Annotated in this window: 9 protein-coding genes; 6 read left to right on the top strand and 3 right to left on the bottom strand. The window is 71.0% G+C overall.

The genetic code is table 11. The annotated features are described in order from the left end of the window. Positions 1-347 precede the first annotated feature (347 nt). Entirely contained in the window at positions 348-812 is a 465-nt protein-coding gene (locus ACH4S8_RS14400) for an NTP pyrophosphohydrolase (protein ID WP_398393575.1), read from the bottom strand. Between the two features lie 4 nt (positions 813-816). After that, the gene (locus tag ACH4S8_RS14405; protein ID WP_398393577.1) at positions 817-1,794 is read right to left on the bottom strand and encodes a hypothetical protein; all 978 of its coding nucleotides are present in this window, start codon (positions 1,792-1,794) and stop codon (positions 817-819) included. A gap of 20 nt (positions 1,795-1,814) precedes the next feature. Here ACH4S8_RS14405 and ACH4S8_RS14410 point away from each other — a divergent pair, with 20 nt between their 5' ends. From ACH4S8_RS14410 to ACH4S8_RS14435, 6 genes are all read left to right on the top strand, one after another. After that, positions 1,815-3,035 (top strand): CapA family protein, encoded by a 1,221-nt coding sequence (locus tag ACH4S8_RS14410; protein WP_398393579.1) that lies wholly within the window; start codon positions 1,815-1,817, stop codon positions 3,033-3,035. A 402-nt stretch (positions 3,036-3,437) separates the two neighbouring features. After that, complete coding sequence (locus ACH4S8_RS14415) at positions 3,438-5,699, top strand: cache and HAMP domain-containing protein (RefSeq protein WP_398393581.1); 2,262 nt, start codon at positions 3,438-3,440, stop codon at positions 5,697-5,699. A 6-nt stretch (positions 5,700-5,705) separates the two neighbouring features. Beyond that, entirely contained in the window at positions 5,706-7,535 is a 1,830-nt protein-coding gene (pgsB, locus tag ACH4S8_RS14420) for a poly-gamma-glutamate synthase PgsB (RefSeq protein ID WP_398393583.1), read from the top strand. Next, entirely contained in the window at positions 7,532-8,014 is a 483-nt protein-coding gene (locus ACH4S8_RS14425) for a poly-gamma-glutamate biosynthesis protein PgsC/CapC (RefSeq protein ID WP_037621835.1), read from the top strand. The genes pgsB and ACH4S8_RS14425 overlap by 4 nt, the downstream gene beginning before the upstream one ends. Before the next feature lie 35 nt (positions 8,015-8,049). Further along, positions 8,050-9,108, top strand: coding sequence for an NlpC/P60 family protein (locus tag ACH4S8_RS14430; protein ID WP_398393586.1), 1,059 nt, complete (start codon positions 8,050-8,052; stop codon positions 9,106-9,108). A gap of 112 nt (positions 9,109-9,220) precedes the next feature. Beyond that, positions 9,221-10,237, top strand: a complete 1,017-nt coding sequence (locus ACH4S8_RS14435) for a hypothetical protein (RefSeq protein ID WP_398393588.1) — start codon at positions 9,221-9,223, stop codon at positions 10,235-10,237. A gap of 46 nt (positions 10,238-10,283) precedes the next feature. On the opposite strand, the gene ACH4S8_RS14440 is transcribed toward ACH4S8_RS14435, so the two are convergent. After that, complete coding sequence (locus ACH4S8_RS14440) at positions 10,284-11,390, bottom strand: LCP family protein (protein WP_398393590.1); 1,107 nt, start codon at positions 11,388-11,390, stop codon at positions 10,284-10,286. Positions 11,391-11,712 lie beyond the last annotated feature (322 nt).

Below are 11,712 nucleotides of genomic sequence, written 5' to 3' on the forward strand. Positions count from 1 at the left end.
CCCGCGGGCGGGCGCCGGGCCGGTCCGCGGGCCGGGGGGGGGGGGGGCCCCCGGGCCCCCCCCCCGCGGGGGGCCGCGGGGGCCCCCCCCGCGTCCGTACCACTCGGCGTCCGCCGTGCCGGCGGGCCGCGCACTGTCGCTCGGCGTCCCGTCGTGCCGGGCGGGTCCGTCCGCGGGCGGGCGTCCATCACGTGCCCGCGGGCGCTCCGCGCCGCCGGGCCGCGGGCGGCACTCGCGTGCCGCTTCCTGTCGTGCCCGTGCCCGTGCCCGTGCCCGTGCCCGTGCCCGTGCCCGTGCCCGTGCCCGTGCCCGTGCCCGTGTCCGTGCTCGTGCCCGGCATCGGTGCGTCAGGGCCGGGGCCGTACGGTGCGCGGCCCCGTGACCTCCGCGCCCAGGTCGCCGACCCGTCGACGCAGTTCGCGGTCGGCCGTGACCACGAGGCACGGGCGGCCCCCGGCCCCGGCCACCAGTTCCACCATGCGGTCGTCGCCGCTGCCCGGTGCCTCGTCCACCCGTACCCCCGGAACGGAGCCGACCCCGCGCGCCGCGCCCTCGACCACCAGGACGATCTCCAGCGGGCCGGGCCGGCCGGGCAGACCACGCCCGGCGAACTCCGCCAACCGGTCCCTGAGCCGTTCGGCGGCACCGCGGCGGTCCCGCCACCAGCCGTCCGGTACGGACCCCACCACGTTGGCCCCGTCCACGACGAGCAGCGTCGGCACGTCCTGCGGAGCGGTCACGTCCTGTGGAGCGGTCACGTCCTGCGGAGCCGGTGTGTCCCCGGGGTCCGTCATGTCCTGCGGGTCCGTCATGCCCTCATCCTGCCGGAGCGCCGTCGGCCCAGCCCCGGGTGACGACCGAGACGGCCTCCGTCACCCGGGCCGCGCGCCGGGCGTCCGACCGAGGCCCCGGGGCGAACTCCACGTGCAGGAAGGGAACCCCCGCGGCGGCGGCCTCCCGCCCCTGCACGTTCTCGCGTCCGGCGAGCGGGCAGGCGCGGTCCCAGGCCCGGCACACGGCGAAGTGCCGCTCCCGCAGCGCGTCGGCGAGCCGGCGGCCGACGGGCTCGCCGGCCGTTCCGGCACCCGGCGAGGCGATCACGTCGTAGCGCGGAGCGGACTTCTGCGCGAACCCGTGCAGCTGGATGCCCGGTATCCGACGCTCGACGAGTTCGGAGCAGATCGCGGCGAAGACCGTGTCCCGGCGGTGCGCCACGTCCGAGGCGTTCCCGTCACCGGATTTGCGATGTGCTCCAGCGATGATCATGAAGCCGCCCGGGGCGCCTCGCATAACCCGTACGCCGAGCAGTTCCGTGTTCTCGTCCGCCACCGGATGGGGCACTTGCGCCGACCATCGGACGGGGTGGTCCAGGTCGATGAAGACACGGCCCCAGCCTCGTGGCGAGGGCCCTTGGTCGACGCGGTCGTAGACCTCGGTGAAACGGCGGCCGGTGGCGCTGTCGACGACGGTGCGTACGGCGAAATCGACTTCGGCGAGACGGCGTTCCGCCTGTTCGCGGTGGTTGTCGAGGAGTAGCCCTACCCCGTCCGCGACGGTCTGCCGTTCGGTGCGGGAGGGCGGCCGGAAGGCGCCGTCCGGCGAGAAGCGGGCGGTGTAGGCCGTGACGGAGCGGGCCAGATCCACGACCGGCGGAGCGGCCCCGTGGTGGTCGGCGGCCGTCTCTCCGGCGGTGTCGTGGGTGCCGCGTACGACCACCGCTCCCCATCCGGCCAGGACGGTGAGGAGCGAGAGAAGTATTGCGATCGTTATCGCTCTGGAGCGGTTTGCTCTCATGGTTGTATCAAGATATATCGGTGAACAGACGCCGTAGCCGCCCCACCCTTCCCACTCGCCTGGCCCCCGTCGCCCTCGTCGCGGCACTGGCGGGATGCGGCGTTGTCGGCGGAGTCCCGGGTTCGGCGCCGAAGGGGGGCGGGCGCTCGTTCACCGTGGCCGCGGCGGGCGACATCCTGATGCATCCTCAGCTGATCGACCAGGCGAGAGCGGATGCCCGGGAGACGGGCAGGGGAACCGCCGGCCTGGACTTCGGTCCGCTCATGGCCGGGATAAAGCCGGTGATCAGCAAGGCGGACCTGGCGATCTGCCACATGGAGCCGGTGATCGGCAAGCCGAACGGCCCCTTCGAGACCTACCCCGACTTCCTCGTGCCGCCCCAGATAGCCGGGACCGTCAAGGACATCGGCTACGACACCTGCTCGACGGCCTCCAACCACTCGCTCGACCACGGGTACACGGGCGTGAAGCGGACCCTGGACACGCTGGACGCCGCAGGCCTCGAGCACACCGGCTCCTTCCGCACGAAGAAGGACTCCCTCACCCCGCTGATCATGGACGTCAAGGGCGTCAAGGTCGCGCAGCTCTCCTTCGCCTTCGGCTTCAACGCCCACGAGCTGCCCAGGGACAAGCCCTGGCTGGTCAACCAGAACGACCTGGGCCGGATCGAGGCGGCCGAGAAGCGGGCCCGCGCGGCCGGTGCCGAGGTGGTGATCCTCTCCATCCACTGGGGCCGTGAACACCGCCCGAACCCCACGGTCCCGCAACTCGAGTTCGCCCGCCGGCTGGCGAGGGAGACCGACATCGACCTGGTGATCGGACATCACGGACATGTCGTGCAGCCGATGGAGAAGGTCGACGGCACCTGGATCGCGTACAGCCTCGGCAACCAGGTCGCGCGCCACGCCGTGCCGACGGGACTCACCGAGGAGGGCGTGATCGGCTGGTTCACCTTCACCGAGCGCGGCGGCACGTGGGATGTCGAGGCCCGGTACGAGCCGACCCTCCTGGAGATGCCGCCGGAAGCCCGGTCCGATGCGGACGGCGCCCCTGCCGAACCGGCGAAGGGGCAGGTCAAGGACTACCGGGTGGTGGACGTGGCCGCCGAGCTCGAGCGGGACGACCTGAGTGACCTGCAGCGCTCCCGTCTCCGGCTGGCCTTCGACCGGACGGAGGGCACCATGCTCAACCGCGGCGCGGCGAAGGACGGGCTGAAGCCCCTCGTGGAGCGGCCTGGATGAGGCCGTCCGGCACCCGGGCCGACGCCCGGGCCGGGCGCGGCACCTCGTCCGGGCCGGGCCGGGCCGGTCCGGAGCGGCGAAGAGCCCGCCCGGAGCGAGGAGCGCCGAAGTCGTGAAGGGCCCGCCCGGAGCTGAAATGCACCAAACGGTAATGAAAGTGGCCATCTTGGCCGTGCTGTTGTCCAGATCACTCTGAATCTGCACAACTTCTTACCGTTCTTGCCGGTCTCACACGCGCGGAGACTCACATTTCCCTTCTGTGACCCTGCGTCGCATCCACACCGTATGCACTCCGAGAGCAGATCGCCCTGCACTCGCTCGCCCGTACAACCGCTTGAGAGGACCGGTCCGTTGGCGTCATCGCCCCCGGCGCGGCAACACCGTGCTCGCCGCAGAGCTGATATGTCGCTGCTTGGCGGCATACGACCGCCGATAGCGGTCCTGTCGGCGCTGCTCCTCTCCCTCGCGGCCGTCACGGCACTCGTGCTCGGCCCGGGCGGTGACACAGGGCTGCCCAAGGCCGTGCAGACCTCGCAGCAGCACTTCGCGGAGGACGGCGCGATCGCCCTGAGGGCATCCATCGACGAGTCGATGACCGACCTCGACCGCTCCGCCGCCCTGTTCAGCGCCGGTGCGCCCGTGTCCGGCGACACCGTTCTCGACAAACTGGGCAACACGTACCAGAAGTGGATGGGTACGGCGGTCATCGAGATCCGGTCGGGCAAGCTCGTCGCGGCCCGGGGCGAGACCGTCCCGCTGACCTTCCTCAGCCGGTCCACGCTGAGCGACGAAGGCGGCCTCGCACCGCGCATGGTGCGCCTGGAGAACGGCGAGGTCCGGCTGCTGTCGCTCGCGCTGCTGTCCTGGCCGGGCAAGCCCCAGCTGCTTCTCGTGGCCTCCAACAGCCTCAAGTTCCCCGGCATCAGCCTCGGCCGGTTCCGCTCCGTCGCGGTCGTGGACCGCTCCGGGGCGATTCTCAGCAGCGACGGCATCCCCGATCCGGACCGGGACCTCACCGATCTCCAGCGCAGGGAAGCGGCCGCGTCGAAGGAGCAGCTCAAGTCCTTCGCGAAGACGGTGGCGGCCAAGGCCGGGAGCCACCCGCTCAGCACCAAGGAGCCTGGCTCCGGCGGCTACCCGGGTGTGAGCGGCAGTCTGCTCGGCGGCAGCTCCCTCGGCAACCGCTCGGTCGCCGGATACGCCACGCTCGCCGCGGCGCAGCCCGGCGAGACCACCACCGCGACCAGCCTCGGCCTCAGCGTGGTCGCTCTGGTGAACGTCGCCGAGGACCCCACCCGCTCCACCTCGCCCGCCTTCGGACTGCTCGCGGCCGGTGCCCTCCTGCTCATCGGCGGCATCGCCGTCGCCGTCCTCCTCGGCACCGTGCAGCGGCCGCTCATCCGGCTCTTCCTGGAGTCGCGCCGCCTCACCCGCGGTGACCTGATGCGCCCGGTGAACGTCCCCGGCTACGGCGAGGCCCGGCGCATCGGCACGGCCCTGGAGCGGCTGCGCGGCCAGCTGCTCGGCGAACCCGCCGAGCAGACCGGCACCCCCGCCCGGCCGCGCGGCCTGCGCCGCATCGGCACCCGGGGGCTCCTCTCCGTCTGCGCGGTCCTGCTGCTCGCCTGGTCGGCCCCGCTGCTGCTCCTCCTCAACCGCGCCGACGGCACCGTCGTCGTACCGCAGCAGCTCGTGAACGACCAGCGCGAACGCACCCACACACTGAGCGACCGGGTCCGCCGCGCGGTCAACGAAGGCGAGGCCGACCTCCAGTCCGTGGCCACGCTGATCGGCGACCGCACCACGCCCGCCGACATGACGAAGGTGCTGAACCGCACCCTCGAGCAGAACCCCCGGTACCAGTCGCTCTACGTCGTGGACGCCTCCGGTGGCGTCGTCGCCCGGGTCGGCGACGAGCCCCGTGAGGCCCGGCCCAAGCCGGCCACTGCCGACCCGGTCCGGCTCCTCGGCCAGGGCGGCAAGAAGCCGATCGTCGTCGGCACCGCCGAGATCCCCGGGCGCGACGGATCGGCGCTGGTGGGCGAGTTCCGGATCGACTTCCTCAACTCGGTTCTCAAGCGGCCCGGCCTCGGCGTCGTACGCCTCGTCGACGACAAGGGCGGCGTCATCGCGGGCAACACCGGCTACCTCGCCTTCCAGTCGCTGCCCGACGACCGTCTGAAGGACCTGGTCTCCGCGTCCGGCCAGAAGGCCGGCAAGTTCGCGCACGCCGCCGGTGTCCTCTACCGCAAGGACGGGGTGCAGATCGCCGCCGCGGCTCCCTTCGTGGGCGGCGGTCCGGCCAAGAAGCTCGGCTGGACCGTCGTCAGCTGGCAGCCCGCGGACCGGCTCGAGATCCCCGAGTACGACGTGCAGCACCGCACCGTGCTCGCCGGACTGCTCGGCGCCGCGGCGGCCGCCGCCTGCCTCGGCTGGATGCACATCGTCGTGGCCCGGTCGCTGCGCGCCCTGGCCGGACAGGCCGAGGCACTGGCCGACGGGGACCGCAAGACCGTCCTGTTCCCGCGCAACCACGACGAGGTCGGCGCGGTCACCCGCTCCCTGGAACTCGTCCGCCAGCAGCTCCAGGAACAGCGCAGACAGCAGCCGTCCGGGCGCCGGAACGCGCCGGGCACCGCTCACCAGCAGCACGTTAGGAACTGATCGGCAGTGCTCTTCCTCTACACCGTCCTGATGGTGGGCTGCGCGGTCCTGCTGGTGGCGGGCATCGTCGAACAGCGGCGGCACTTCACCAACCTGGACAACATCCCGACCCGGGTGCTGGTCAACGGCATCCGCGGCAAGTCGTCCATCACCCGGCTCTGCGCGGGCGCGCTGCGCGGCGGCGGGCTGACCACGGTCGCCAAGACCACCGGTACGGCGGCCCGGTTCATCCACCCCGACGCGACCGAGGAGCCGGTCTACCGCAAGTTCGGCATCGCCAACGTCGTCGAGCAGATCGGCATCGTCCGGCGGGCGGCCGCGTACAACCCGCACGCCATGGTCATCGAGTGCATGGCCGTCATGCCGGCCCTCCAGGAGATCAACCAGTCCAAGCTGATCCGCTCCACGATCGGCGTCCTGTGCAACGTCCGTGAGGACCACCTCGCCGAGATGGGCCCCACCCTGGACGACGTGGCCCGCTCCCTGTCCCGCTCCATGCCGGAGGGCGGCATCTGCGTCACCGCCGAGAAGGACCGGTTCGACATCCTCCAGGAGGAGGCCGACTCCCGTGACTGCGAGCTGATCTACGCCGACCCCGAGACCGTCACGGACGAGGAACTGCGCGGCTTCAGCTGGTTCACCTTCAAGGAGAACGTGGCGATCGCGCTGAAGGTCGCCGAACTCCTCGGAGTGGAGCGGCACACGGCCCTCCAGGGCATGTACGACGCGCCGCCGGACCCCGGTGTCCTGTCCGTCGAGCGGTATGTCACCGAGGAGGGCAAGAAGCTCCGCTTCGCCAATGTCTTCGCGGCCAACGACCCCGAGTCGACGCTGATGAACATCAACCAGCTGCTCGACCTCGGCGCGATCCACCGCCCGCTCAACGTGGTCATCAACTGCCGTCCCGACCGTGTCGAGCGCAACGGCCAGATGGGCGAGATCATCCCCGAGCTGGACCCCGACAAGGTGTTCGTGATCGGCCACCCGGCCAAGAGCGCCATCGACGCGATCCCCGCGGAGTACCGCTCCCGCGCGGTCGACCTCGGCGGCGACCGCCGTGACCCCGAGGAGTTCATGGGCCTGCTGCTCGCGGAACTCGGCGCGGACACCTCGCTGGTGGCCATCGGCAACATCCACGGCCAGGGCGAGCACCTGCTGGAGCACCTCGCCGAACTCTCCGCGGACGACAGCGAGGACGACGCGTACGTGCCCGGCGGAGACACCCGCGACGCCGGTGTCACGCCGGCCGAGGAGCCGCGGCGGGCGGCCGTGCGCGAACACGTCGAGACCGTCCAGCTGTACGCCCCGCGGATCGACCCCTACCAGCGGTACTCGGAGGCGTACGAGACGCGGTACGCGCCCCGGCCCGACGTCCCGGTGCAGCGCACGGCGGACGACCCGTACCCGCAGCAGGACCCCACGCGGCGGCCCAGCCCCGAGCAGCCGCAGCAGTCCCGGCAGCCCCGCCGACAGCAACCGCAACAGCCGCACCAGCACGCGTACCGGCCGGAGCAGCCGCACACGAACGTCATGCCGGAACAGCCGTACCGGCGCGTCACGCCGGAGCAGCCGTACCAGGGCGTCATGCCCGAGCAGCCGGGCACGAGCCACGTGCCGGAGCAGCCGCACACGAGCGGCCGGGCGGAGCAGGCGTACCGGACCGAGCCGGCCCGTGATCCCTGGCCGGACCTGCCGCGGGACTTCGCCGACACCCGTCCGCAGCCGCCCGAGCCCGGTGAACAGCCCATGACCCGGGGCCTGTTCGAACCCCGCGCCCCCTTCGCACAGCCCACCGACGACACCCAGCAGTGGCACAGCCCAGGAGAGCCCCGTTGATCCCCTCCGTCCTCACCCCCGAGATCGCCGCGATCGGCATCGGCCTGGGCCTGATGTTCTCGCTGATCTGCTACCTCACGACCAACCTCTCGCCCGGCGGCATGATCACCCCGGGCTGGCTGGCACTGACCCTGATCGAGGACCTCCAGCGCGCCGCGCTCGTCGTCGGCGTGACCGTGCTGACGTACGTCACCACGCTGCTGCTCCAGCGCTTCGTGATCCTCTACGGCAAGCGGCTGTTCGCGGCCGTCGTGCTGAGCGGCGTGCTGATCCAGGCCACCGTGATCATCGTGCTCCAGATGGAGTTCCCGCTGCTCTACGCCAACCAGACCCTGGGCTTCATCGTCCCCGGTCTCGTCGGCTACCAGCTGGTGCGTCAGCCCAAGGGGGCCACGCTGCTGTCGACCGGCACGGTCACGCTCGCCACCTACGTCGTGCTGACCGCCGGAATCCTCCTCGGCGCCATGCCCTCCGCCTGACTCCCCGTTCTTCCCGCACCCCTGGAGCCGTCACCATGCCGAAGCGCAAAGGCCGTCCCGTCCTCCACGCTGCCACGGTCATCGCGCTGCTCGCGGGCAGCGCGTACTTCACCTTCGAACTCCGCAAGGACGAGGACGCGAAGGTCCCGGCCGTGCAGGCCGTCACCGACAAGCCCGACCTCGAGAACTCCGGCAAGGCCACCGGCAAGCGGACCTGGGAGCGTCTGAACAACCCGACGCGCTCCGTGCTGCGCGGCGAGAACGGCGACATCCTCGCCACGTTCACGGACGGCGCCCGCACCGCGACCCTCCGGGGCCCCTCCCGCACCTTCACCGAGCCGGCCAACACCCAGACCCGTGTGATGACACAGGACTGGGTACGGCTGATGCCGGAGCCCTGGCGCCAGGGAGCCGAGAAGGAGAAGTGGTTCAAGGACTGGTTCAAGGAGTTCTACGGCAGCCAGGCCGACGACGTCTTCGCCATCGCCTTCCAGTACGTCGACGGCGCACCGGTGAAGAAGGACGACGAGGGTGTCCCCTACGCGGGCGACGCGGTCTTCGGCCCGTTCAAGGAGGACGGCGTCGACCGCCTCGAACAGAACGACTTCTACGACTACCTGGGCATCAACTACACCTTCCGCGACGGCACCACGATGGTGGCGCGCAAGGAGCGCTACCGCGCCCTGGACTGCTCCGGGTTCATGCGGATGGTCTGGGGCTACCGGACCCGCTATCCGCTGATGGCGACGAACACCTCCGGCGACGGGCTTCCGCGCAGCGCCGACGGCATGGCCCGCTCGAAGATCGGCGTCGACATCCTGAAGCTCTCCGGTCCGGCGCCCTGGTACACGCGCCCCAAGAACATCGACGTGGTCCAGCCCGGTGACCTCCTCTTCTTCAAGATGGACCACCGCACCGGCAACCACATCGACCACGTCGCCATGTACCTGGGAGTGGACACCGACGGCCACCGCGTCTTCATCTCCAGCCGCAAGGAGGTCAACGGGCCGACCATGGGCGACAAGGGCGGCGCCTCCCGCATCGACGGCAACGGCTTCTACGCCGGCCTGCTGCGCAGCGCCAAGCGCCTGTGAACGGCTGACGGGCGGGGCGGGGACGAGCTCCGGCGAACGGCCCGCCCCGGATCACCGCGAGAGCGGCCCGCCCCGGATCACCGGGAGAGCCGCCCGCGATTAAGGTGAAGCGGTGAACGTCGACTGGCTGATACGCGGCCGCGACGGCAGGCTCAGCGTGTACCTGCTGTCGGAGGCCACCGTCCACTGCCGGGCGGAGCGCGGACCCGGCGGCCCCTGGGACCCGCCACGCACCGTGGGAGGCGACCAGCGCCTGCACTCCGTACTGGCCCTGGGGCAGGGCCCCGACCGTTACACCCATCTGGTCTCCTGGCGCCCGACGGTCAAGGGCCAGTCGGGCCTCGTCCACTCGACCCACTTCCGGCCGGACCTCGCCGCCCTCGACTGGAACCCGATCGGTCACCCGAACCGCACCGGGGACCGGACGGGCAACCCCGTCGTCGCGGTCGACGCGCAGGGGCGCGCCCATGTCTTCGTGTGCAACGAGGGCGGTGGGGTCAGCATGATCGCCCAGAAGGAGAAGGGCGGCTGGGGGGCCTGGCACGACCTCAAGGGGCATGACGTCCGGGGGGACCTGGCGGCCGTGACCGGGACGTCCGGCCGTATCGAGCTGTACGCGGCCGTGGAGGGCGGCGTTCTGCACTGGCGCCAGGAGGAGGCGGGCGCGGTCCCCGCCCTGGACGAGGCGCTGGAGGCACCGGTCCGTCCGGACACCCTGCAGGCGCTCGCGACCTCCGCCGGCTCCACCACGCTCTTCTTCACCGACGACGCGGGCGACGTGTGCGCCTGGCGCCCCGGAACCAGGCCCGTGGCCCTGCTGGCCTCGGCCGGCCCGGGTCCCGTCCGCGTCATCCGCTGTGAACTCGACGGCCACGACTGCACGTTGCTCGCTCAGCGCGCGGCGAGCGGCCGGGTGGCCTTCGCCGCCTATCCGACCGAGGACGAGTCGGCGGGCGCCTGGTGGACGGAGTCGGGCCCCGAACTCCCCGCCGACGCCCTGCTGTCACTGGCGGAGGACGAGAAGGGCCGGGTGGTCGCCGCGACACTCTCCCCGGGAACCGGCGAACTCCGCGTCACCCGCCGCAAGGACGAGCTGGGGCTCGCCCTGGAGGCCTGGCGGGCGGTCTGACGCCGACTGCTCCGGCCTGATCCCGGCCGGAGCAGTACTCGACGTGTCAGGAACTCCCGCCGTGAGCGGGCGACTTCTTCGCCGACTCGGGGATCACCGAGTCGGCGCGCAGCGCCTTCCACAGCGTCGACGCCTGCGGTTCGGCCGCCACCACCCGGTTCGGGTCGACCTTGTCGTACGCCACCGGGAGCATGATCGTCTCCATGGTGGACGGGTCCACGCCGTTCATGCTCCGGCCGAACTCCGCCAGCGCCGGGAGTGAGGCGAGGTCGGAGTCGGTGGTGAGCGCCTGGGTCAGACTGTCGGCGATCTTGTACGTCTTCGTGGGGCTGCCCAGCAGGTCCTGCTTCTTGATCTCGGAGAGCAGCGCGGTCATGAACTGCTGCTGGAGGCCGATGCGTCCGAGGTCGCTGCCGTCGCCGATGCCGTGCCGGGTCCGTACGAACTCCAGGGACTGCGTGCCGTCCAGCCGGTGCGTTCCGGCGGTGAGGTCGAGGCCGCTGGAGCTGTCGTGGATGTCCTTGTCGACGGTGACCGTCACGCCGCCTATCGCGTCCACCAGGCCCTTGAAACCGGCGAAGTCGATCTCCATGTAGTGGTCCATGCGGATGCCGGTGATCTTCTCCACCGTCTTCACCACACAGGCCGAACCGACCTGGGAGTAGATGGAGTTGAACATGACGCGCTGTGCGGAGGGGACCTTGGAACCGTCCGCCCGGGCGCACTCGGGGCGGGTCACGAGGGTGTCGCGCGGGATGCTGACCGCGACGGCCTTCTTGCGGCCCTCGGGTATGTGCATCACCAGCGCGGTGTCGGAACGCGCCCCGGAGACATGGCCCGTCTTGAGCGCGGCGTTGGCACCGGCGCGCGAGTCCGACCCGAGGATCAGGATGTTCTGCCCGGAGGTGGGCAGCTTCTCCGGCCGGTCGTCACCGATCGCCTTGTCGAGGTCGATGCCCTTGATGTTGCTGTCGAGGTCGCTGTAGAGCCAGTAGCCGGTGCCGCCGGCCGCGAGGACGAGGACGGTCAGTCCCAGCAGGATCTTCCGGCCGATCCGACGGCTTCCCTTGCGACCGCGTTCGGTTCCTCCTGCGCCTGCGGGGTTCCCGGGCGGAGCGCTCGTGTCGTTCTGCGGCGTCGAGACATGGCTCATCCTGTGTCGGGTCCTCGTCGGTCTGGCCCTGAAGGGCGGCTTCTTGTGGCGCGAGGACTCGGTGGGGGAGGAGCGGTCCACGTGCTGCGATCGATTTCGCACCATCGCGCGGTGATCGCTTGATCCTGAACGAGAAGTGATGGTCTTGTAAAGGCGACCCCTCGGCGCCGCCCTTTGTGCAGGAGCCGGATGTCAACAGCAGCCGGTAGAGGCCTGTTTCAGCCATGAGGCGACGTTCCGATGTGGTGACTTGTCCCGCCTGAGGGTGTGTTGAAATGCATCAAAACGGTCAACCGGCAGATGGTTGTACGTTAAATTTGTG

The sequence above is a fragment of the Streptomyces sp. NPDC021080 genome, from assembly GCF_044333225.1.
GTDB lineage: Bacteria > Actinomycetota > Actinomycetes > Streptomycetales > Streptomycetaceae > Streptomyces.